Consider the following 22785-nt stretch of genomic DNA (forward strand, 5'->3'; position numbering starts at 1 on the left):
TTTGGGTATGAAATATCCGATTATGTAAATTCCCGGCAATGTGACCGACAAACGTATCACTACTACACAAACCGATAATCAAATGGAGTATGAAAGTCGCCTTTCTTTGTGCTTTAATAAGCTATTGTCTGTTGCTTAACTGTTGTCAATCAGTCAAACCGTTATCACCTTGCGAGGTCTCACCTAAGCAGGAGGTCATAATGACTTACGATAATGCCATGGGAGTCCTGCAACAGGATCGGGCTTCTAAGCAGTTCTATATTATAATTACTAAGTGTAATTGCCAACTGATTCGTTCATTTCCAAAGGGTTTAACGGCTCCTGCCCTTCCATGCAATTTACCCGGTAAGTATCAAAAGGATGGTTTGGTTATTGTATTCAGCGGACAGCTCAGAATAGATACCACGTATAATTATGAAGCTATTGATATTTCCGGTGTTCCACTTGAATTAACAAAAATCCAATTGGCTGAATAAAGCACAGGTACAGAAAAAGGTGGGCTTTACAGTAGTGGTCGAGAATTGTACTCTTCGTTTTAACTCCCTTTGCATGTCGTCACTCGAAGGTGGATAAAATTAAAGTATCTCAGTATGGTATATCAAAGCAAACAGGTTGACATATTGATTTAAGAGACAATGATTTGACGGGACCGATTGGGTAAACAGTTTTGAAAACTTATTTCGGAATTGTGATTAACAGCCATTCATCCCATTTTTATCCCGGTTTACGTCATTTTTTTATTCAGCTTAAACTGCCTTAGTATTCTTGCCGCAGAAACTATTTCATAGCCAAATAAGGCCTGAAAGCATGGAAACTGTGCATTTCATTCAATGTCTACGGTACAAAGACCAAAATTTGCCAACCTTTTTATCAATCGGATCATGATCAGAAGCTACATCAAAACATCGAGACGCAACTTAATGCACAACAAGCTGTTCTCGTTCATTAACATTGTTGGCCTTGCCATCAGTATGTCCGTTGGGTTACTGCTGATCGCGTTCGTGCTCGACCTGTATTCATATGATAGGTTCCACAGGAATGGCGAAAGGATATATCGCATCACCAACGTATTGACTTCCAATCGTGAACAAAGCAGTAAGTTTGCCTCTACTTCCATAAAGACCGGAAAGCTTATCCGGGAAAAAGTGACCGGCATTGAACGGTCCGCCGGCGCGGAAGTAGCTATTATACGCGACTTTTCACAGGATGCCAAGGTGGGCGACAATATTCTTCCCATCAAGGGCTACTGGGCGGAGCCATCGCTGTTGAAGATATTTACATTTCCAATGTCGGAAGGGAATCCCGATACAGCGTTGAAAGATCCTTACTCGATCGTTCTCACGGAGATGGCAGCGAAAAAGCTTTTCGGCAACGAATCTGCGCTCGGCAAGGTGATTACATTCGATACACTCAATTATCGGGTGACCGGTGTAATGAAGGATGTTCCCTTCTTTTCGCATTTGAATTTTGAAGCGTTGGTATCAATGTCAACGGCCGAGCATCTTAACCGAAACGACCGGAACTTCGAAAAATGGACAAATATGTCGTTGAACTACGTGTACCTCCGGTTGCCGGAAAATACCGACATGGCTTCCGTTCGGTCGCAGCTTGACGCCATTGCAAAGGAGGAAAATCTTGCTGAAGAAAGTTCTGAGATCCAACTCGAGCTTCTTCCTTTATACAAGATCGTGGTCGGAGAGAATCTCAGAGATATGCGTGGCTCCGTGGGCCCTCATATGCCTCCGATTGTGCTTTGGATACTGGGTGGGTTGGCACTCGTTGTGATATTGTCGGCGTGTTTTAATTATACCAATCTTTCGATGGCACGAGCCATGCGACGTTTTAAGGAAGTAGGTCTTCGCAAAGCGATTGGTGCCGGAAAGAATCAGGTATGGCAACAGTTCCTGACGGAAGCGATCATGATCTCTCTGGCAGCCCTTCTTCTTTCATTTCTCCTGTTTCTCGTTTTGCGGCCGCAGCTGATAAGCCTGGCTCCGGAGATGCAGCGTACGGTGAAGCTCGAGCTTACTGTGTCTATGGTCATAGCCTTTATCTTTTTTTCGATTACCGTAGGGGTTGTGGCCGGTCTTATGCCTGCCTTATTCTTTTCGAAAGTCAGCGCGATCAGTGCGCTCAGGAATGTGCCCGTTACGGCGTACGGGTCGGTGAAAGTATTTAAACAGGTAACACTCAGACGTGCCTTGGTGGTGATTCAATACACGCTCACCTTGATCTTTATCACAACAACTGCCATTGGCTATGTGCAGTATAAAAACATCCTTGCCTTCGACCTGGGATTCAACACAGAAAATATCCTGAACATCAATATGCAGGGCAACAAACCGGATGCGTTTCTCAAGGAACTGACCGAGATGCCGGAAGTAACTGCACTATCGCGGTCGCTGATAATCACCGCTGTTGGCAATGCCTGGGGTGGCCATATGAAATACAAAGATTCGCGCGATTCTGCGTTGGTCATGACTAACAACGTCGACGAAAACTACCTGACTGTGCATGAATACAAGCTTATTGCCGGGGAGAATTTTAAGACACGACCCACCACCGCCAAAGCCGCCGGGGAAGTGATCGTTAACGAGCAGGTTTTAAAAAGATTTAACATTGGTTTCAATGACCCACAAAAAGCCATCGGTGAAGAGATCACATTCAGTAATATGCAGGGAAGTAATCGCCGAATGACGATTGTTGGCGTAATGAAAGACTTTCACTACGGCAAGGTCGACAACCTCATTGAGCCGGTAGCATTCATGTCTTGGACGCCCGAAGATAGAACAATCATCAATGCCAAAATACAAAGCAAAGACATGCTTGCAACCGTAGCCAAGATCAAGTCCGCATGGAAGGAGGTAGATCGTGTTCATCCCTTTCAGGCGGAATTCTATGATGAAGCCATAGAAGAGGCATACAGCGAATTTTCTATCATGATCAAGATCATTGGTTTCCTTTCATTCCTGGCCATTTCTATCGCATCAATGGGATTGTTCGGAATGGTGGCGTTTACTACCGAAACCAGACTGAAAGAGATCAGCATCCGAAAAGTGATGGGCGCAAGCTCGGGCAGCCTTATCTACTTATTGAGCCGCAGTTTTCTTGTATTGCTGTCGATATCGGCATTCATCGCTCTGCCCATAACGTACTTTTTCTTCGAAAATGTTGTGCTCACCAATTTTCCGTATCACACCCCCGTGCAGGTTGCCGAGTTGTTCGTTGGCTTGCCGGCGGTATTGCTGATCGCATTCCTTATGATCGGATCGCAGACAATGAAGGCGGCGAAAAGTAATCCGGCGGAAGTCCTGAAGGGCGAATAGGGTAAGCAGAGCTTTTAGTACGTCTATACTTTATGGTTGTTTTGTTGTAGAAGATTTGCAAATTCACTTAAAAGAAAGCCATATAGTTATTACATGGCTTACAAAATCTCAACTCCAGAAAGTGAACGCATTGAAAAATAAACCAATCGCCGTTTTCTCTTACTTTTTCTCCAATCAAAAGATTAACTGAGTATTCCGATCTGTGAAGCTTTTACTGCCTTTAAAAGACCGCTTGATAACTTTTAGATGACACCAAAAATATACTGACACTTTAGCATGTAAATTGCATTGTTAGAATTACCTATCAATGGGGTACTTGTGAGAAAATCCGCTTAGCGATGCCGGGCGGATTTTAACTCTTTCTGATATAGAATTTTTACTGATTGTACATGACAGGAATTACCAACCTATATAGTTGATGAAGTGGAATGAAACTAAAGCCGTGCGACTGTGTTGTACGGCTTTTTTTGTTAAAAAGCCGGCTCGTTATTCCGGATGAGATGCAGTACAAGAGCCGGTTAACTGATTTAACTGTTTGCGCTTTGAACTATTCGTATCAATGAGACCCTAACCACCCATACCGATAGCTCAAACAGGAAGCGCAGAAAATTAGAAAAAATCGTTATTTTTGTTTAAACACATTTCCTATGCTTTTAGCTTTGATCATTGTTTCCCTCACGATCTACATTCTTCAGCAGCAAAGGCCGTATGATTACATTACGCGCAGGGAAATGGACGCTCTCTTGAAAAAGGGCAGAGAACGCGAAAGGCTTGAACATGAAGAGTATTTACGTCAATTAAAGCTCGCCGAAAACAGGGGACAACTCATTCCTTTGTCGGAATCGGAAAAAGAACAGTTCATTCTCACTTCTGCCAATAAAACCATTCACATCCACGCTCAGTGGGTCGCTGACCTCCAAGCCCGTCATGACAAAGGACTGATCAATGATCGGCAATTTGAAGAAGCAATGGACCGGTATTTGGATCGTATCAACCAATTGAAACAGCCTTTTGGTCAATAATCGTAAGGGTATTTACTCAACAGGAGTCAATAAGAATTAGATTGTTAAAACTAAGTATAAAACAATCAACCTTACTTTTACTGTTGTCTGTCCCTGAGACTCATCGTTATAAAGTTCTATTCTCGAAACTGATTCCCTACGGATCAGTTTAACTACTTCCTACCTAACGCACTTTTGGTTTTTGATCTCCTGTCACCGGTGTTTATCGGTCACTGAAGGTATTAATTGGCTTAAAAAAACAGCACTTGATGCTGTGTAAACTCAACAGTAAAAATTCAGTTATGTTTTACTCTTTATTCAAATTACAAATGAAGAAATTTACCTTTTTTTTTAGTGCAACCCTTTTGATTTGCGGGGCCGGAGCTGTTGCTCAAAGCAGTGTCACCATAGACCCCAAGGTCGCAACTACTTCGTTGATTGACGCCGTCAGTACCACGAAAGGCATATTGCCTCCGCGTATGAACATTTCACAACGTAATGCCCTGACGCTTTCTACCGGCTTACAGGTGTATTGCACCGATTGCACACCCGCCGGCCCTTATAGTTACAATGGCAGTACTTGGATAGCAATGTTTCAAACAACAACCGTATCACCAATCACCTATACGGTTGGACAGACGGCACAGGGCGGCATTGTGTTTTGGATAGATCCTGCCTCCGGAGGGCAACATGGGTTGGTAGCGGCAACCGCAGACCAAAGTGCTGCAACGAAATGGTTAAGTACTGATTATGTCACTGCCAATGCGTTTAGAGTGGGAGCATACGGTGGGAAATATAACACGGATCGGATCATTGACAGTCAGGGAAATGGCACGTATGCCGCTTTGCTTGCAGCTCAATACACTGACAGTGATGGGTATGGAGACTGGTATTTGCCTTCTAAGAATGAACTTAATCTTATGTATGCCCAAAAAAATGCCATTGGCGGATTTACCGGCAGTAACTATTGGAGTTCAACAGAGGTTTCGGTTTCTGAAGGATTGGCTTCTGAAAATGTTTATGTACAGGATTTTGGTACTGGCACTTCGGGCAATGCCCTTAAAAGCGTTGCTACGTACCGGGTTCGAGCGATTAGGCGGTTTTAAGAAGTCGGCTCGTTGAACTAATCGGTCAATCATTAAATTTCCCATTTTTTAACACAAGATCATAATGAAAAACATTCATACCTGTTTCCTTTATACCATCGCATTTACTATCATTGGCTATACTCATTTATGCGCCCAAGCTACCCGCACTTGGGTATCAGGAGTAGGTGATGATGCCAACCCGTGCAGTCGTACGGCACCATGTAAAACCTTTGCCGGGGCCATCTCAAAAACGGCGGCAGGAGGAGAGATCTCGGTACTTGATCCCGGAGGCTTTGGGGCTGTTACCATTACGAAGTCTATCACCATCAACGGCGACGGAACGTTGGCCGGAATTTTAAATGCCGGAACAAACGGCATTATTATAAATGCCGGCGCTACTGATGTAGTCAATATTCGGAGTGTTTCTATCAACGGTGGAGGTACGGGACTCAACGGAATCAGATACATAGGTGGTGGGCAGGTTCATGTTGAAAATTGTACCATTTCGAGTTTAGCTGCCGGAGCAAACGGGATTACCGTTGATAAGACCGCCAAAGGAATACTTACGGTTAAAAATACAACCATCGGTGGCTCAGTTGCTGCTATTACCGGCATAAATATGACAACCACCGCAGATACGGTAAAAGCTTTTCTCAGCAATGTCAGTATTCAGGGGGTTGGAATTGGGATTCGTGCTCAAGCCAATGCAATCATCAACGTTGAAAATTGCGCCATTTCGGGGAACACAACAGGAGTAGTTGCTGAGACAGCAACCTCCGTGATACGGCTTTCGAATGTAACATTATTTAACAATACGGCCGGAATCGGAGTGGGTTTGGGCAAGGTGTATTCTTTTGGAAATAACAAAATAGCAGGAAATACAACCGATGCTCCCATGAGCGTAATTACAACTCGGTAACAGTAAAATTTTTCATTTTGAAAGCAGTGTCTTCAGAGATGCTGCTTTTTTATTAAAAAGCACTAATGCTGAACTCTTTTCTTGATAGTTGTATATTAAATATAGTTGTATATTAAATTTTGATCAGGTAAATCTAAGAAAGAATAAATCCCGTATGTAGGAAAGTATGTTTATACCCTACTTTATGAAAAATTTTACCTTCTTTAAATCTTCTAAAACTACCCGGCCCGGGCTGTACGGTGGCAAAATTGACCAATACCGCTTTGAAGTGAATGTTATTGAAGCACCTTCCAAGCTTGGCATTAACAATGGAAAAATTGTCAGGCTTTGTATTTGGGACAGTGAAAAAGGAATCAACAACGGCTGTGTAGTCGATTATAACAGCGAATGGCTCCTTAAGCCCAAAAAAGAATTTGAGCCGTACATCCAAAAAATCATGAAGTTATACAATTAATAAAAACCGCTTCACTATAACTGTTTGAATTAAAGGCTTTATGCCGTTAATTCAAGGGAATAGTTTGCTCTGCTTTTTCGAAATTCGGAAGGGCTTACTCCTTTTTGTTTCCTGAAAAACTTATTCAGATGGCTTTCGTCCGTGAAGCCCATTTCGTCGGCTATCTCATTGATGCGCAGATCGCTGCGTTGGAGCCGTACTTCGATTAATTTTACCCGATAATTGGTGATGTATTGCTGCATCGTTTCCTGCGTGTGTTTTTTGAAATACCGCCCCAGGTAGGTTTCTGAAATGCCGAAATAATCACCGATGACTTCCGCCCTTATTTTGTCGGGATAATAAATGTTGTTTTGAATGTAACTCAAAATATCCAACGCTTTTTCGGTGGTATTTTCGGTTACCTGCTCAGGCATGTATTTGGCAATATTGCGCGCTACCACAACGATAAGGGTATTCACTAAATGTTGGATCAACTCCTTATTGTATAAGTCGCGGCTAATATATTCACGCATGATGGCTTCCACGATGGGTTTTACCAAACACTTATCTTCCTGATTTTTCAGGATACATCCCGGTTGATGATTGGCATTTTGAAGAATATATTCCAGTCGCTGAATGTTGCCGTAATGCAGAGCATTGGATCGGATGTGGATATCATTGAACCTCAGAAAGAAAAATTGAGTTGTGGTTTCAATGTCGAACGAATGACAGTCTTCCGGCGTAATTAAAAACAAATGCCCTGCGCGGTACGCAAAGTTATTTTTGTTGATGCATTGGGTGCCGGTGCCCGAGACGATATAGATCAATTCAAAAAAAGTATGTTGGTGCCCGGGTTTGGGACATTCATCCACTGTTTTGAATGCTATTTCAAACGGTTCATATAAACTTTCTCTTTTCATGGCGCAAATTTACCGATAAAGAGAAGATATGTACAGGTAATAGGTGTTTTTTTTGGTATAATTTTGCACTATCAATTAAAATAACAACTAATGAAAGCGATCATATTAAAAGATTTTGGTGGTGTAGAACAACTTGTTCAGGAAGAAATACCCGTTCCAACCCTCCATGATAATGAAGTATTGGTTAAGGTCAAAGCCTTTAGTATCAATCCGGTAGACATTAAAACCCGTAACGGCAAAGGTGCAGCGGCACGCATCAAAGATCAGACGCCGATGATTTTAGGTTGGGATATTTCCGGGGTTATTACAGAAATGGGAGCAAATGTGTCGGATTTTAAAGCGGGAGATGAAGTGTTTGGGATGGTCAATTTTCCCGGACACGGAAAAGCGTATGCGGAATACGTTGCGGTGCCTGCCTCGCAATTGGCTTTAAAACCCGAAAATATTTCGCACGAAGAAGCAGCGGCAGCAACATTGGCAGCCCTCACGGCTTGGTTGGCGGTCGTCCACAGTGCCAAAGTACAGGCAGGCCAAAAAGTATTGATCCACGCCGCTTCGGGCGGGGTCGGACATTTTGCAGTGCAAATTGCTCATTATTTGGGAGCGTATGTTATAGGAACTTCTTCGGCGGCCAACAGAGATTTTGTGCTGAGTCTGGGAGCCGATCAACACATTGATTACAAAGCACAATCTTTGGAAAAAGAGGTGTCAGAAATTGATTTTGTCTTGGATGCTTTGGGTGGCGAAACTATCGACCAATCTTTAAAAGTTATCAAACCCGGCGGAACCATTATCAGTATGCCCTCGGGAGCGAATGATCTCGTAACCCAAAAAGCGGAGGCAAAAGGCGTACATGGCTACCCCATCATGGTGCATTCAAGTGGCAAAGACATGAAAGACATTGCAGACTTATTGGAAAAAGGGATCCTGAAAGCGCACGTTTCCAAAATAGTTACCTTTGACCAAATCGCGCAGGCTCATCATCAGGTAGAAAGTGGTAAGACCGTAGGGAAAGTAGTGGTAACTGTTTAACAATGTAACGAATGAATACACACAGTTTTCTGATACTTCGTTTAGCCGCCGCCGCCAGTATGTTTGGCCATGGGTTGGTGCGCGTTCCGAAACTTCCCGGTTTCAGCGCCTGGATGTTGTCAAATTTTGAGAAATCCATGCTGCCCACTGCCTTGGTTACACCTTTCAGTTATGCATTGCCTGTGTTGGAGTTGGTGACAGGAATTTTATTGCTACTGGGTCTTTTTACCCGACAGGCGCTTTACTTGGGCGCATTGATCATGCTTATATTGATATTCGGCAGTTGTATGATCGAAAAATGGGATTGGCTTCCTTCGCAATTGCTTCATACAGGCTTGTTTGCGTTGTTGCTTAATTTTATTCACAATAACACTTTCGCATTGGATAACTTAGTAAAACACACCTAATTATATATTTTTATGGATTTGCAATTGAAAGACAAAACAGCCTTTATAAGCGGTTCGACCGCAGGGATCGGCTTTGCCATTGCCGAAGCACTTATAAAAGAAGAGGCGACGGTCATCATCAACGGTCGCACCAAAGAAAGTGTCGATACTGCGTTAGATGAATTACTCGCACAATATCCTAATGCGAAAGTTTCGGGTATTGCGGCGGATTTTTCCAAAAATGAGGATATCGTAAAGTTATTACAGGAACTTCCCGAAGTAGATATTCTGGTCAACAACGTGGGTATCTTTGAACCCAAGCCCTTTGCCGAGATTCCGGACGAAGATTGGTTTCGCTTTTTTGACGTGAATGTCATGAGTGGTGTGCGCCTTTCGCGGCACGTTTTCCCTAAACTGCTGGCGAAGAATTGGGGCAGGATCATCTTTATTTCCAGTGAATCCGCCATTTTTATTCCCGACGAAATGATTCATTACGGAATGACCAAAACCGCTCAATTAGCCATCAGTCGCGGATTGGCCGAGTTGACCAAAGGAACCAATGTAACGGTCAATTCCGTTTTGCCCGGCCCCACCAAATCAAGAGGTGTCGGTGATTTTATTGATACCCTTGCCAAGCAGGACAACATCAGCGGCGAAGAAATGGAAACGAAATTTTTCCGTGAATTCAGACCTACGTCGTTGATTCAACGTTTTGCCGGCACAGAAGAAGTGGCCAACATGGTTACGTACCTTGTGAGTCCGCTGGCTTCCGGCACTAATGGCGCAGCGATTCGGGCTGAAGGTGGCTTGGTTCGTTCAATTGTATAAAAACAGGCTTAATCATAAAGACGGGAATAGCAGCGTTCAAATGACGTTGGTATTCCCGTTTTATGCTACCTTTCCGTTGTTTTTCGGTCGGTTGGAATTGTTTGAATTTTACAAGTATTCGTTTGATTGGGGCAAACCGCAGCGTAGGAGATACCTGTACTTTTGTGGCGTTAAAACAATGCAAGGCAAGCTTACCTCAATTTCCTTATGTTTGTTTTTAGTAAGCAATGCTTCGTACGCAGTTCAATGCAGTAAATAATTATTCACAACAATCAACCGTAAAAATCAGAAAAACCATGAAGTACAATTTGTTAGGAAATACAGGGCTCAAAGTGTCTGAGCTGTGCCTTGGAACCATGACGTTCGGAGGAAAAGGTATCTGGACCGCCATCGGAACGGTTCCGCAGGCCGAAGTAGACGAGTTGATCAAAAAGTCGGTAGATGCCGGCATTAATTTTATTGACACCGCAAACGTATACAGCGAGGGAATCAGCGAACAAATGACGGGCGCCGCCGTTCGCAATCTGGGACTGAACCGTGACGAGCTGATCATTGCGACCAAAGTAAGAGGAAAAATGGGCCCCGGGCCAAACGAGACCGGGTTGACGCGTAAACATATCATGCAACAGGTCGATGAAAGCCTGAAACGATTGCAGATGGATTACATTGATCTCTATCAAATTCACGGTTTTGACCCTATCACCCCGTTGGAAGAAACGCTGTATGCCTTAGATAATTTGGTCAGCAGCGGCAAGGTGCGCTATATTGGTTGCAGCAATTTGGCCGCTTGGCACATCATGAAAGCGTTGGGCATTTCGGAACGCAATCACTTTGCAAAATTTGTTTCATTACAGGCATATTATACCATTGCCGGACGCGACATTGAACGCGAGATCGTTCCTCTATTGACCGACCAAAAACTGGGCCTGATGGTATGGAGTCCATTGGCGGGAGGATTACTGAGTGGCAAGTACGGACGGCATACTTCGCCCGAAGATTCACGCCGTGTTTCGTTTGATTTTCCCCCTGTGAACAAAGATAAAGCATACGATATTGTTGAGGTCATGCAGGAAATAGCCACTGCCAAAGGCGTTTCCGTTGCGCAGATCGCGTTGGCGTGGCTGTTGCATCAACCCGTTGTTACGTCGGTCATTATCGGAGCCAAACGACCTGATCAACTGGAGGATAACATCAAGTCTACCGAAATAACACTGTCGGCGGAAGAACTCATTACCTTGGAAGGTATCAGTAAATTAACGCCTGAATACCCCGGCTGGATGATCGAACGTCAGGGCGTGGATCGTAAGGGATAAGGCATTTTTAATTTAAAACAGCAATGTCGAACATAGAGACACTCGAGGATTTTTACCGCTATAAATTCAACGGAATGCCCGATGATCTTCAAAAAGATCTGGGCCATTTCAATGCTTTTCGGATGGAAGATCATGGCGCACCGGGCAAACCGCCGATAAGATACGCCCGCCGCGACTACTACAAAATCTCCCTTCTGAGGGGGCATTTTGTGTACCATTATGCCGATAAAAGCCTCGAAGCTTCGGGTACGACATTGCTGTTCTTTAATCCTCGAATACCCTACACTTTTGAACAATTGGGAACGGAGCGCTCGGGTTTTTTCTGTATTTTCAAAGAAGAGTTTTTCAGCGAACACCTGCGCACCGGATTGGGCGGATTGCCCATGTACGCACCGGGCGGCAAACCCGCCTATAAACTTGACGAAGCGCAGGATAGAAACGTGAGCCAAGTATTTGAAAAGATGCTGGAAGAATTGCCTTCCGACTACCGATTCAAGTATGACCTTATTCGCAATTACATCATGGAGATCGTGCACTGTGCGTTGAAGATACAGCCTTCGGAAAAACTGTACCAAAACGTAGACGCAAACGCCCGAATTGCGGCGGTCTTTACCGAGCTGTTGGAAAGACAATTTCCCATTGAATCACCTTCGCAGCAGTTTGCGCTGCGTTCGGCCAAAGATTTTGCGGAGCGATTAAACGTACACGTAAACCATCTCAACCGAGCCATTAAAACAAGCACCGGCAAAACCACCACCGGACACATCACCGAGCGCGTGGCAAGTGAAGCAAAAGCGTTATTGAAACACACTAACTGGAACATTGCCGAGATCAGTTATTGCCTTGGTTTTGAAGAACCGGCGCATTTTAACCATTTCTTCAAAAAACAAACCAACATGACCCCCTCGGCGTTTAGGAGATAATCGGCATTACCCTTTTATATTTTTCAGTTTTTCAGTTTCCGCCATCTTCGGTTGTGAGCAACCGAAGACACAGCCCTCGCCCTTTTACATTTTTCGGTTTTACATTTTTCAGTTTTTCGGTTCTACATTTTTCGGTTCAAACGGCTTTTCATGAAAATAATCCAACAATAACTACGGCTAAAAGCCCGAGAAAGGGGCTTCCATCTTACATCTTCGGTTGTGAGCAACCGAAGACACAGCCCTCGCCCTTTTACATTTTTCGGTTTTACATTTTTCAGTTTTTCGGTTCTACATTTTTCGGTTCAAACGGCTTTTTATGAAAATAATCCAACAACAACTGCGGCTAAAAGCCCGAAAAAGGGGCTTCCATCTGATTACTTCAGAGGTGATACAGGCATTGCCGCAGTTACGGGAAATTAAAACAGGAATGTGCCAAGTGTTCATTCAACATACCTCGGCGTCGCTGACCATCAATGAAAACGCCGATCCTACCGTTCGCCAAGATTTTGAAACCTTTTTTAACAAAGCCGTTCCCGAAAGAGATCCCGGTTATTTGCATAATTACGAAGGCGACGACGACATGCCCGCGCACTTGAAAGCGGCTTTGTTGGGAAGTTCAGTATTGATTCCTGTCCACAACGGACAGCTTGCTTTGGGGATATGGCAGGGAATTTATTTGTGCGAGCACCGCGACGAAGGCGGCCCCCGAAATATTATGATCACGGCGTGGGGAGAATAAGTGTAAGTTGTTTATTGACAGTTACATAGCTCACGTTCTACATAGGTTTTGTTTCCGTTGGAATTGATGTAATAACATCCACCGCTTTTTCCGATAAAGAGTTGTTTTCCGTTGTATTCCCGACACTTAGTATCTACATTTAACGACGAATTGACGTAATCGAAGCGTTTAGCCTGAAGACTTGTTTGGATAGATTTTGACGTATTTGTAAAAAACGTAAGGCCTGTTTTCTTCTCAATATCGGCCGTGGTGGTAATAAACCGAAACCAACCCGCATTTTGTAATTGACTCGTTTTATTGGGGAAATCTACCGCAATGACCGGCGTGTCGGTGGTTATGTCGTTGATGTTTCCATTTTCGGGCAATATCGTAATGACCTTGTAAACCCTTGCCGGAACATTAACAGCATTATCCAATTTATTCAACGTTCCTTTGCTGCCTTCACCGCCGGTACCGTACGTTCCCGAAACAATGAAAAGACGGTGCTTTTGTGCGACCAGTTCACGGCAATATTCTTCCAGATACGCCCACGCTTCGCGGTTCAGTTCGGGCGCCTGCGGAATCATGTTGGTCATCACAAACGTTGCGGAATTATTGTCGAGCGAATTGGTGCGGTCGGCAGAAGGGCACAAATGCCCGCGGTCAAATCCTGAATTTGTATAATCATTTGGCGTAACTTTGTACCAAGATGCGGGCAATGAAGGATCGGGCCGAAAATCATTCTGACGGTCGCTGCTGCCTAACCATTGTTTTGACAATTCCCACGCAACCCAGTTGGCGTGCCCTTTGGAACGATTATACGATAACGCATATTGAGGTTTGACGATCAGGTAATTATCAGGGACTGACTCGCTGGCCTGTGCATTGGTTGGATTTCCCAATAATAAATGGACGCTGTCGTTGGTGGAAACAATTTTTTGTCGCGCACAACTGACGATCAGGAGATATACCGATAAGACATATACCGAAGAGCGGAAGGTTTTCATAGCCGAAGAGTTTTTTAATCAAGTAATTTGAGTAGTCAAAGGTCCTATTTTTCTTGATTTTATCAAAAAAAGCCAACATTTGCCCTCGTAGAACGTAGTAACGGAAGATAATCGTACACATAAATAAATATACTATACTTTCATCTCGAATGGCTTTCAGGACTATTTTACTTCTTTTTTCAGGACTGTTTTTAATACAAACAAGCAAAGCCCAAACAATTCAGAAGGGCAATACTCCTGCCTCGATAGGAATTACGGGCGATACGGCTGACGTCAACGTACCAACCATGAACGGGTATGTATTGGGTGGCGGAAGCACCGATGTAAAAGAAGCACTGCTTTGGATGATCGAGCGTGCCAAAGGCGGCGATGTGGTGATTATCAGAGCGAGCGGCGCTACGGGTTACAATGACTTTATTTACGGATTGGGTGGCGTCAATTCGGTCGAAACATTGCTTATCAATTCGCGGGAATTGGCACAAAACCCCGCCGTAGCTCAGCGAATTCGACAGGCCGAAATGCTGTTCATTGCGGGTGGAGATCAGGGAAATTACGTTAAATTTTGGCAGGATACACCCGTTGAAGACGCTATTAACTACTTGATCCATACCAAGAAAGCCCCCGTTGGCGGCACCAGTGCAGGCTGTGCCGTATTGGGAGGGGTCAGTTTTGCAGCACTTAATGACGGCATTACTTCCGACGAAGCTCTTGGAAACCCATTTCATTCCAAACTGACCCTACTCAACGGCGGATTCATTGACATACCCATTTTGAAAAATATCATTACCGATACCCATTACAGCAATCGAAGCCGTCATGGGCGACATTTGGCGTTTTTGGCACGGATGAAAACCGATTGGAAAATGAAAGCAAAAGGCATCGGCGTGGACGAAAAAACGTCGGTTTGCATTGATGAAAAAGGCATTGCCCGTGTATTTGGAAGTCAGGCAGCTTACTTTTTGGTGGCAGATTCTAAAAACCCCGAAACCTGCGAAGAAGGAAAAAAATTGACTTGGAATCGCAACAACCGGGCGGTAAAATTTGTGAAGATCACCGCCACCCCGGAAGGCACCGGAACGTTTGATATCAACGATTGGAAACCGGTCACTCCAGGTACCTCGGGGTATTGGTATGCGGAAGCCGGGGTTTTGATTGAAAATTAATGCAACCCCGTGCAACTTTTCGATTTATTTTTGCATCTGTTCTCTAAAACCGATCATTCACTTCAAAATAGCCCGTACAGCAATGAAACTTTTAAACTCACTAATGCTTGCAGCGCTCTCAACCACTGCTATTTACGCTCAAAAACAGGTCTCAGCCCGAGATATTTTTCAAGCCATCGACAAAAACCAATCCGTGCAATATGACGGCGTCGTAGTAACGGGCGATCTGGATTTTACAGAACTTTCCAATCGAAAAGTAAAGCATGAAAAGGGGGGATGGGAAGAAATCAAAACAACCGTGGAAGTGCCCGTGGTATTTCGTAATTGTACATTTAAAGGCGATGTGATCGCGTACAAAAACCTTCAGGAGAACGGAAGCAAAACCAAAGTTTTTAATATTGAGATCAACAATGGCGGGGTGACCTACTCGGCCGATTTTCGCGAAAATGCCATTTTTGAAAATTGTACGTTTGAAAATGGCAGTGAATTCAAGTATTCAACGTTCTCCAAAGTGGCCAATTTTGCAGGCAGTAAATTTGCCGAACAAGCCAATTTCAAATACGCCAAATTCCGTCAGGATGCGTTTTTAGCCAATATTCGTTTCGACGATTACGCCAATTTCAAATATGCTGACTTTGCACATAAGGCGGATTTTAAAGATGTACGTTTTCATGACAGTGCCGATTTTAAATACGCCGAATTTGACGAAAGAGTAGACTTTACCGGCAGCCGTTTTCAGCGCCATGCTGATTTCAAATACGCTGATTTCCATGACGGCGCTTCTTTCGATAAAACCGATTTTGACGACGGCGTTGATTTTAAATATTCCAACGGAAAACGGTACGTTTCTTCCCGATAATTTTCGCAAGCCTATCCTATCAGGAACAGACGAAAGCCTTCTGCAAAGAAGGCTTTCGTCGTTTTATGGTTTAAAAACTTAGGTGCCCTGCTGCAACACAGTGGGGTTTTTTGCAGTATTTACTTATCGGTAGCTTGTACTCCCAAGCCAATTTCTTAAATTTGAGGCTTTTACCCTAAAAATAACTACGGAACGTAGGATGTTAAGTGTTTACAATAATTTGAAAAACAGTAGAGTACGTTTGCAACTGATTTCTGTTTTTTTTCTTTTCTGCGCCATTATTCCCGCATTTTCACAAGTCGGGATCAGTTTTCCTACCTCACGTCTTGTATTCCAACGATCCAATAATAATACGGCGACATTCGTAGTCAGCGGTTCGTATCAACAGGGAATTCCCGATCAAATTGAAGCGGCTTTGGTTCCTTTTGTTTCCGGACAGGGAACGGCAACCAACTGGCAAGTGGTGGAAAAATCACCCATTGGCGGGGTATTTTCCGGCACAATCGCGGGGGCCGGGGGCTGGTATAAATTGAAAGTAAGAGTGATCCGTAACGGAAAAGCAACCGACAGCACCGAAGTGGATAGAATAGGAATTGGAGAAGTATTTTTGGTAGCCGGTCAATCAAATGCTCGTGGATTACAAAATTACGGCGCACCTTCTGCCGCCGACGACCGAGTGAATTGTTTCAATTATCTCAATGCTTCTTTTGACCCGAACGAATTGCCCGAACCGACCTTCTCGCACTTAAATGCCGACAGCTATATTGCTCCTTACGGGTATTCCGCCTGGTCGTGGGGGATGTTAGGGGATATGTTGGTCAATCGTTTTAATGTCCCTGTATTATTTTATAATGTAGCCTTGGAGGGCACCACCAGCAGATCGTGGAGGGAAAGCACCACAGGATACGCAGCAAATCCTTATACCGGTGGATATTATACCAATCAACTTCCTTATTCACAGTTAAAACTGGTTTTGCGGCAGTTTACCTCGCTTACCGGAGTGCGGGCGGTGTTGTGGCACCAGGGCGAATCAGACACTCAATTCAGCCTGTCAGAACAGGAAATAGTATCCAATCTTCAGCAGGTGATCGGTCAAAGTCGCAATGATGCCGGCCAAAACCTGAGTTGGGTGGTTTCGAAGGTTTCGTATAATACGTATACTTCCAAAACGGTTACCAACGCGCAAACAACCGTGATCAATACTACTTCCAATGTTTTTGAAGGTCCATCGACCGACAATATTCAAATCCCACGGCCCGATGGAGTACATATTCAGGGAAGTGCGTTGACGACGTTGGCGCAGCAGTGGAACCAAAGTCTTAATTCCTACTTTTTCGGTCAATCAAATCCGATAGCGCCTATGACGCTGCCCACGATTAAAGTAGGTTGTACTGATGACAGTCGGGTAAAGCTCATTGCAGAAGGAAACTATGCCGAAGTAAACTGGAATACGGGCGAAAACAATAAAGAAATTTTGGCCGGTAATGGCGTTTATCGCGTTAAAGTGAAGGATTCTTTCGGGCATTTTATGTATTCAAGTTCCGTCAGCGTAGGAGATAATACCCGAGGCGCGTTGCCCAAGCCCGCTGTTCCTTCCATTCAGGCAAGAGGAAATTTGGTGTTCTGCTCGGGACAAAGTGTAGAGTTGGTAACCCCAACGGCGGCAGGCTACCGTTGGAGCAACGGAGCAACTTCTCAAAACATAGTGGTTAGTGATAATGCTAAATATGCCGTTCAGATCAAAGACGACAAAGGTTGCTGGTCAGATTTTTCAGGCACGGTAAATGCAACCGTAAATCCCGTCCCTTCGATACCGTCGGTGACGCCTAAAGGGCCATTGACCTTTTGCGCAGACCAATCTGTAACGCTGGAAGTAAATGAAGGAAGTATTTTATCAACCACCACTACTTTAGAGTGGAATAACGGACAGAAAGCCGCTAACATCGTTGTAAAGCAATCCGGAGATTATGCGGTTCGGGCGGTTAATCAATACAATTGTGCTTCGGCCTATTCCCCCACTTTCTCGGTTACCGTACATCCCTTGCCTGCAACGCCAACTATTACGTCCAACGGAGCGCTCCGATTTTGTGAAGGAAGTTCAGTGACGTTAACAACTAACTCTTTTCTGACCACAGTTTGGAACGAGTCATACACTTCTCAAAGTTTTACCGCAACAAAGTCAGGGCATTACAGCGCTCATGTCATTGACAGTTGGGGTTGCCAATCCGCTCCTTCCAAGGAAGTTATCGTTGAAGTAAACCCCGTACCTCTGCGTCCGGTCATAACAAAAACAAGCCCTTTCGCCTTAACGGCCGAAGGAGATTATCTGCCTAATATCAGTTTTCGGTGGGAACATGAAGGCAAACAAACAATTACGACCCAAAACCTGTTGAAACCATCCGAATCCGGGAATTACACAGTGGTTGCCTTTTATGATCTGGATGCTACCAAAACGTGCGCTTCACTGTCTTCCTTTGTGTACAGTTTTGTGTATGATTTTGCCAACAACGGTTTAAGCGTTTACCCAAACCCAAGCCATGACGGTGTCATTACGTTAGAAACCTCCAAAGACATTCAAAACGCTCAATTGCAATTAATAGACATGGACGGAAAAATGGTCTATGAAGAATCTGTTTCGGAACTTACCGGTCCTAAATCCATTCATTTGCCCCATTTAACGTCAGGAGTATATATACTTAAGGTACAGGGAAAAGACCGGATTCCGATAAGCAAAAAGCTTTGGTTTTTGCCCTGATCCTTGGCATGAATATTGACAAAGAATGAATCAGCAGTTGGATTGTTTAGGGAAATGATGTTATTTTGCGGGTCAATTTTCGGAAAGTACCATTTCCTAAATTACAACTTAACGATAACAATTAACTTTTAACTCAAATAACGCGCACGCAACTATGGCGTTAATCAACAAAATCAGGGAACGATCAGGGGTAGCAGTATTGGTCATTGCCGTTAGTTTAATCCTCTTTATTGTTGGAGGTGACCTTTTAGGAGCTCGGAGCATGTTTGGAGGGAATAGCCAAACTGTGGGGGAGATTGCAGGGGAAACAATCGATTATAAAGATTTTCAACTCAAATTAGATCAGGCTCGTCAGGCATTTGAAGCCCAAAGCGGTCGTCCTGCTTCCGAAGCGGAACAACAATCATTGCGTGAGCAGGTATGGAATCAATACATCGTTGATTATGCGTACAAAACAGAGTATGATGAATTGGGCTTAAAGGTCAGCAATGATGAGCTGGTTGATATGGTTCAGGGAAACAACGTAAGCCCTGCCATTCAGCAGTCGTTTACAAATCCTCAAACCGGCGTATTTGACAAAACATCGGTGATCAGCTATTTGAAGAACCTTAAGAATTTACCTCCTGCTCAACAGGTGGCATGGCAAAATTTCGAAAAGAGTTTGGCGCAGGACCGTGTTCGTCAAAAATACGAAAACCTGTTTCGCGTAGGAACGTACGTAACGCGTGCCGAAGCCGAAAAAGAATACCAGGCTCAAACTGCAAAAGCCACGCTTAAGTATTTATTTGTGCCTTTCTATTCTGTGGTTGATACCACCGTTAAAGTGACCGATACTCAATTGGAAGATTATCTTGCCAAACATAAGGATGAATACAAAGGCTTCGACTCACGTACCATTCAGTACGTATCGTTCCCTGTTGTTCCTACAAAAGATGACAGTACGGAGCTATATAACAGAATCAAGGAGTTAGCGCGTGGTTTGGCTACTGCCCCCAACGATTCAACGTATGCCCGTATCAATTCAGACGTACCTACAAAATTATACTGGTCGCTTTCTGAAATGACTGACCAATTGAAAGGTGCTGTGAAGACTTTCATTCCGGGGAGCGTCAATGGCCCGTACCGCGAAGGAAATACTTATTTTATCTATAAATACGGAGGTACAAAATTAGATACTGCCTATACTGTGAAAGCGAGCCATATTTTGATTCGTACACAGGGTACAGGTGATTCCGCAAAAGTGGCTGCCCGTACAAAAGCGGCTGATCTGTTGAAACAACTACAGGGTGGTGCAAATTTTGAACAGTTGGCAGCAGCCAATAGCCAAGACCCGGCATCGGCACAACGTGGCGGTGATTTGGGTTACTTCCGTCAGGGGGGTATGGTAAAGCCATTTAATGATGCCGTATTTGCGATGAGCGGAACAGGTTTGATCGGACGTTTGGTCGAGTCGGAGTTTGGGTTCCACATTATCAAAGTAACGGAAGCTAAAACCAACGTGTTGTACAAGATCTCAGCCATCGGCAAAACCATGACGCCAAGTCAGGCCACGCGTGATGCGATCTACGCAAAAGCGGATCAATTCTCCATTGAGTCAAAATCAAAAGCGGAGTTTGATGAGTCGGTGAAAAAAGATAAAGGGTTGATCGTACAAACGGCGAATCGTATTCCTGAGTCAGCTACCAACATTAATACCATGCAAAATGCCCGCGAAATTGTGCGTTGGGCATTTAACGATGATACCAAAGAAAATCAGGCTTCACCTGTTTTTGAAACGGACGATCAATACGTGGTGGCTATCCTAACCGGCAAGTCAGACAAAGACAGCCCAACCATCAATGATTTCAGAGATGAATTGACCTTGAAAGTTCGCAATCAACTCAAAGCAGAGCAGATCACTAAAAAATTGAGCAGTATTCAAGCCCCAACGTTGGAGGCCATTGCTCAAAAATACGGTGCCGGTGCGTTGGTTGAAAATGCCAACGATATTTCATTGGCGACCGGTTTCTTAACAAGCGCAGGTCTTGACCCGATTGCGTTAGGAAGAGGGTTCGGCTTGAAACCGGGCAAAAAATCGAAAGTATTCACGGGTGAGAACGGTGTGTTTATCATGGAACAGGTTTCCAGTACACCTGCACCGGCCATCGGTGACTATTCGATGTACAAAGCTAATTTGCAATCGAAAAGTTTTCAGGCAAGTTTCTTAGTAAACGAAGCCGTTCGTGAAAATGCCAAGGTTGTAGATAATCGCGCGAAATTCTTCTAGAATAATGCTATTTTGTAGAGACGCAATATAGGGCGTCTCTACGTAACATAAAGCCTCGCCATACAGCGGGGCTTTTTTTTTAGGATTTAGCCTATGTTTATTCAGATTCGAAAAGCGCAGGCCATAGACTTTCCGGAGCTTGCCGCTGTTTTTCTCGAAGTTCGTCGTCAGGTTTTTACGTGGAAAGATATTAATTCCTTCCGGGAGGAAGATTTCTATGAACAGACAAGCGGAGAGCTGATTCTTTTGGCAGAAGATGACGAACAAAAGATCGTCGGATTTATTTCAGTGTGGGAGCCGGATAGGTTTATTCATCATCTTTATATTAAATCCGGTTACCAAGGGCGGAGAATAGGGAAACGTTTAATTGACAGCTTGTCTGTTTATATTTCTTTTCCTTATCAATTAAAGTGTGAATCTAAAAATGACCGGGCGTTACACTTTTATGCCAAAAATGGCTGGCAAGAGATTGGCAGAGGAATAAATGAAGGAGAAGAATACGTGTTATTGCAATTAAAAACAGGCAAATAGGCTGTATTTTTTAAGCATTTCATCTATAAGATTAGGTTCAAATTGTTGGTGAGACGAATAGACGTTTCGCAGGGCAATTTCATAAAGCAATATAAAACTAATGATTTAGTTCTATATTAGGGGTTTCTTTTAAATGTAAACTTTATGAGAATTCTCTGCTATTATGCAATCTTGTTTTTAGCCTGTGCAGCCTGTGTCAGGCAGCCTTCTCTGCCGGCAAACAGCAAATACAATGTCATCGGTATGCTGAATGATACGGCTTGGTATGGCACCGGCAAGGTTTTGCGGATCAAAGAACCAAACCAACAACAACTCGAAGATGTCCGACAGTTTAATCTGGTAATCTTCACCGATATTGATTATGCCGGCATGGGTGATGGACCTAATCCCAACACAAATAATGGTTGTCTGGATCCTGAATGTACCAGAACCCAGTCACTGGTTATTTACAATATCCCCTTGAAAAAGGGCCGTACCACTATTGCCAAGCTGAACAAACGCCGCAAACTGAAACATGAGTATGCTGCCCTTTCCTACATCGGCAATGCAGGCGGTTTGAACAAACGCTATATCTATAAAGGACTAAAACCCGGTTGGATCAGAGTAACAAAGTATGACAGGGTTTCGGGTACGATAGAAGGGCGTTTTTCCATTACGTTCAATGAAGACATGGGAGTGTATGCACGCATTCAGAACGGCATGCCGGAAACGGCCCGATTTGCTGACGGGCTGTTCCGAATTAAAATCACGGACGTCCTGCTAAGATAATCTCGGCAACGATAATTGCCTGTGCTTCTTAATAATCCCGGACAGGCATCCATAATTTTACCCACAATTTTGTTTCACAAAATTCCTGTTTATTGAGACGGAGAAACCTCTGCCACCTGTATTCTGTCTTAATTGTTTGAGTCGCCTGTTTTTGTCAGTAACAGCAATTCATTCAAAACAGCATTGAATTCCAATTGTGTCGTTGGCAGAGTAGTATGTAACTTAGCGTAAGAAATTTCATGATTGATACCATGGATAAATTGCCATTTAAGCGCTACTAATCCGTTCGCCAAATCTTGGAGATACTCGTTTTCCTGTAAGAGTCTCAGGTCGCCTTCGCCTAAAAATCCAAGTAAGTAATTGGCTACAAAATCATTGTTTGAGTGGGCAATTCTTGCGAATTCTTCGGAGTGGTGGCCTAAAAGTTTTGCCAATTCATTTTTTTTTCTGTTTAAGTCTTCCGAGTGAGTTGAGCGGTTCTGCATTTGGATAGCGTAAGGTATGATTGGAATTAAGAATATACTTTTGAGATTGATTGTCCGGTTTGTG

At 43.9% G+C, this 22785-nt stretch carries 21 protein-coding genes; 18 read left to right on the forward strand and 3 right to left on the reverse strand.

Annotated elements, in window-relative coordinates; genetic code table 11:
- The first annotated feature begins 200 nt into the window (after positions 1–200).
- The 6 genes from ACQY73_RS00235 (at position 201) to ACQY73_RS00260 (ending at position 6788) form a co-directional block, all read left to right on the forward strand.
- Positions 201–476, forward strand: coding sequence for a hypothetical protein (locus tag ACQY73_RS00235; RefSeq protein ID WP_428659800.1), 276 nt, complete (start codon positions 201–203; stop codon positions 474–476).
- 405 nt (positions 477–881) lie between these two features.
- Entirely contained in the window at positions 882–3326 is a 2445-nt protein-coding gene (locus ACQY73_RS00240; protein WP_428668591.1) for an ABC transporter permease, read from the forward strand.
- Between the two features lie 647 nt (positions 3327–3973).
- Entirely contained in the window at positions 3974–4348 is a 375-nt protein-coding gene (locus ACQY73_RS00245) for a hypothetical protein (RefSeq protein WP_428659803.1), read from the forward strand.
- Positions 4349–4656: 308 nt separating this feature from the next.
- Positions 4657–5433 (forward strand): hypothetical protein, encoded by a 777-nt coding sequence (locus ACQY73_RS00250; protein ID WP_428659806.1) that lies wholly within the window; start codon positions 4657–4659, stop codon positions 5431–5433.
- A gap of 64 nt (positions 5434–5497) precedes the next feature.
- Positions 5498–6334: a hypothetical protein gene (locus tag ACQY73_RS00255; RefSeq protein ID WP_428659808.1), complete on the forward strand. Its 837-nt coding sequence runs from the start codon at positions 5498–5500 to the stop codon at positions 6332–6334.
- Positions 6335–6518: 184 nt separating this feature from the next.
- Positions 6519–6788, forward strand: a complete 270-nt coding sequence (locus ACQY73_RS00260) for a DUF7678 domain-containing protein (protein ID WP_428659810.1) — start codon at positions 6519–6521, stop codon at positions 6786–6788.
- A gap of 38 nt (positions 6789–6826) precedes the next feature.
- Here the strand turns inward: ACQY73_RS00260 and ACQY73_RS00265 are convergent, their stop codons facing one another.
- Positions 6827–7687 (reverse strand): AraC family transcriptional regulator, encoded by an 861-nt coding sequence (locus tag ACQY73_RS00265; RefSeq protein ID WP_428659812.1) that lies wholly within the window; start codon positions 7685–7687, stop codon positions 6827–6829.
- Positions 7688–7777: 90 nt separating this feature from the next.
- Between ACQY73_RS00265 and ACQY73_RS00270 the strand changes: the two genes are divergently transcribed.
- From ACQY73_RS00270 to ACQY73_RS00295, 6 genes are all read left to right on the forward strand, one after another.
- The gene (locus ACQY73_RS00270) at positions 7778–8719 is read left to right on the forward strand and encodes an NADP-dependent oxidoreductase (protein WP_428659815.1); all 942 of its coding nucleotides are present in this window, start codon (positions 7778–7780) and stop codon (positions 8717–8719) included.
- Between the two features lie 11 nt (positions 8720–8730).
- Positions 8731–9126 carry a DoxX family protein gene (locus ACQY73_RS00275; RefSeq protein ID WP_428659818.1) on the forward strand — a complete coding sequence of 132 codons (396 nt, stop codon included), beginning with the start codon at positions 8731–8733 and terminating at the stop codon, positions 9124–9126.
- 12 nt (positions 9127–9138) lie between these two features.
- Positions 9139–9933, forward strand: a complete 795-nt coding sequence (locus ACQY73_RS00280) for an SDR family NAD(P)-dependent oxidoreductase (protein ID WP_428659821.1) — start codon at positions 9139–9141, stop codon at positions 9931–9933.
- 296 nt (positions 9934–10229) lie between these two features.
- Positions 10230–11246 carry an aldo/keto reductase gene (locus ACQY73_RS00285; protein ID WP_428659824.1) on the forward strand — a complete coding sequence of 339 codons (1017 nt, stop codon included), beginning with the start codon at positions 10230–10232 and terminating at the stop codon, positions 11244–11246.
- Positions 11247–11269: 23 nt separating this feature from the next.
- On the forward strand, positions 11270–12169 hold the full coding sequence (locus ACQY73_RS00290) for a helix-turn-helix domain-containing protein (RefSeq protein WP_428659827.1): 900 nt from the start codon (positions 11270–11272) through the stop codon (positions 12167–12169).
- A gap of 316 nt (positions 12170–12485) precedes the next feature.
- The gene (locus ACQY73_RS00295; protein WP_428659830.1) at positions 12486–12908 is read left to right on the forward strand and encodes a secondary thiamine-phosphate synthase enzyme YjbQ; all 423 of its coding nucleotides are present in this window, start codon (positions 12486–12488) and stop codon (positions 12906–12908) included.
- Positions 12909–12919: 11 nt separating this feature from the next.
- Here the strand turns inward: ACQY73_RS00295 and ACQY73_RS00300 are convergent, their stop codons facing one another.
- Positions 12920–13894 (reverse strand): DNA/RNA non-specific endonuclease, encoded by a 975-nt coding sequence (locus ACQY73_RS00300; protein WP_428659832.1) that lies wholly within the window; start codon positions 13892–13894, stop codon positions 12920–12922.
- Positions 13895–14043: 149 nt separating this feature from the next.
- Between ACQY73_RS00300 and ACQY73_RS00305 the strand changes: the two genes are divergently transcribed.
- The 6 genes from ACQY73_RS00305 to ACQY73_RS00330 all read left to right on the forward strand — a co-directional run bounded on the left by ACQY73_RS00305 (position 14044) and on the right by ACQY73_RS00330 (position 22236).
- Positions 14044–15057 (forward strand): cyanophycinase, encoded by a 1014-nt coding sequence (locus ACQY73_RS00305; RefSeq protein ID WP_428659835.1) that lies wholly within the window; start codon positions 14044–14046, stop codon positions 15055–15057.
- Between the two features lie 82 nt (positions 15058–15139).
- Positions 15140–15916 (forward strand): pentapeptide repeat-containing protein, encoded by a 777-nt coding sequence (locus ACQY73_RS00310; protein WP_428659837.1) that lies wholly within the window; start codon positions 15140–15142, stop codon positions 15914–15916.
- 241 nt (positions 15917–16157) lie between these two features.
- A complete protein-coding gene (locus ACQY73_RS00315; RefSeq protein ID WP_428659839.1) occupies positions 16158–18671 on the forward strand; it encodes a sialate O-acetylesterase in 2514 nt (837 codons plus the stop codon).
- Between the two features lie 154 nt (positions 18672–18825).
- Positions 18826–20937, forward strand: a complete 2112-nt coding sequence (locus ACQY73_RS00320) for a peptidylprolyl isomerase (protein WP_428659842.1) — start codon at positions 18826–18828, stop codon at positions 20935–20937.
- 93 nt (positions 20938–21030) lie between these two features.
- A complete protein-coding gene (locus ACQY73_RS00325) occupies positions 21031–21468 on the forward strand; it encodes an N-acetyltransferase family protein (protein ID WP_428659844.1) in 438 nt (145 codons plus the stop codon).
- A gap of 144 nt (positions 21469–21612) precedes the next feature.
- A complete protein-coding gene (locus tag ACQY73_RS00330) occupies positions 21613–22236 on the forward strand; it encodes a hypothetical protein (RefSeq protein WP_428659846.1) in 624 nt (207 codons plus the stop codon).
- Between the two features lie 128 nt (positions 22237–22364).
- Here ACQY73_RS00330 and ACQY73_RS00335 read toward each other — a convergent pair whose 3' ends face one another.
- Complete coding sequence (locus ACQY73_RS00335; protein ID WP_428659848.1) at positions 22365–22721, reverse strand: hypothetical protein; 357 nt, start codon at positions 22719–22721, stop codon at positions 22365–22367.
- Positions 22722–22785: the final 64 nt, after the last annotated feature.

This window comes from Runella sp. (genome assembly GCF_965279615.1).
Lineage (GTDB): Bacteria > Bacteroidota > Bacteroidia > Cytophagales > Spirosomataceae > Runella.

Bases quoted from the DNA above. Each gene is read 5' to 3' on its own strand.
- ACQY73_RS00235 (WP_428659800.1), top strand. From the start codon at position 201: ATGACTTACGATAATGCCATGGGAGTCCTGCAACAGGATCGGGCTTCT.
- ACQY73_RS00240 (WP_428668591.1), top strand. From the start codon at position 882: ATGATCAGAAGCTACATCAAAACATCGAGACGCAACTTAATGCACAAC.
- ACQY73_RS00245 (WP_428659803.1), top strand. From the start codon at position 3,974: ATGCTTTTAGCTTTGATCATTGTTTCCCTCACGATCTACATTCTTCAG.
- ACQY73_RS00250 (WP_428659806.1), top strand. From the start codon at position 4,657: ATGAAGAAATTTACCTTTTTTTTTAGTGCAACCCTTTTGATTTGCGGG.
- ACQY73_RS00255 (WP_428659808.1), top strand. From the start codon at position 5,498: ATGAAAAACATTCATACCTGTTTCCTTTATACCATCGCATTTACTATC.
- ACQY73_RS00260 (WP_428659810.1), top strand. From the start codon at position 6,519: ATGAAAAATTTTACCTTCTTTAAATCTTCTAAAACTACCCGGCCCGGG.
- ACQY73_RS00265 (WP_428659812.1), bottom strand. From the start codon at position 7,687: ATGAAAAGAGAAAGTTTATATGAACCGTTTGAAATAGCATTCAAAACA.
- ACQY73_RS00270 (WP_428659815.1), top strand. From the start codon at position 7,778: ATGAAAGCGATCATATTAAAAGATTTTGGTGGTGTAGAACAACTTGTT.
- ACQY73_RS00275 (WP_428659818.1), top strand. From the start codon at position 8,731: ATGAATACACACAGTTTTCTGATACTTCGTTTAGCCGCCGCCGCCAGT.
- ACQY73_RS00280 (WP_428659821.1), top strand. From the start codon at position 9,139: ATGGATTTGCAATTGAAAGACAAAACAGCCTTTATAAGCGGTTCGACC.
- ACQY73_RS00285 (WP_428659824.1), top strand. From the start codon at position 10,230: ATGAAGTACAATTTGTTAGGAAATACAGGGCTCAAAGTGTCTGAGCTG.
- ACQY73_RS00290 (WP_428659827.1), top strand. From the start codon at position 11,270: ATGTCGAACATAGAGACACTCGAGGATTTTTACCGCTATAAATTCAAC.
- ACQY73_RS00295 (WP_428659830.1), top strand. From the start codon at position 12,486: ATGAAAATAATCCAACAACAACTGCGGCTAAAAGCCCGAAAAAGGGGC.
- ACQY73_RS00300 (WP_428659832.1), bottom strand. From the start codon at position 13,894: ATGAAAACCTTCCGCTCTTCGGTATATGTCTTATCGGTATATCTCCTG.
- ACQY73_RS00305 (WP_428659835.1), top strand. From the start codon at position 14,044: ATGGCTTTCAGGACTATTTTACTTCTTTTTTCAGGACTGTTTTTAATA.
- ACQY73_RS00310 (WP_428659837.1), top strand. From the start codon at position 15,140: ATGAAACTTTTAAACTCACTAATGCTTGCAGCGCTCTCAACCACTGCT.
- ACQY73_RS00320 (WP_428659842.1), top strand. From the start codon at position 18,826: ATGGCGTTAATCAACAAAATCAGGGAACGATCAGGGGTAGCAGTATTG.
- ACQY73_RS00325 (WP_428659844.1), top strand. From the start codon at position 21,031: ATGTTTATTCAGATTCGAAAAGCGCAGGCCATAGACTTTCCGGAGCTT.
- ACQY73_RS00330 (WP_428659846.1), top strand. From the start codon at position 21,613: ATGAGAATTCTCTGCTATTATGCAATCTTGTTTTTAGCCTGTGCAGCC.
- ACQY73_RS00335 (WP_428659848.1), bottom strand. From the start codon at position 22,721: ATGCAGAACCGCTCAACTCACTCGGAAGACTTAAACAGAAAAAAAAAT.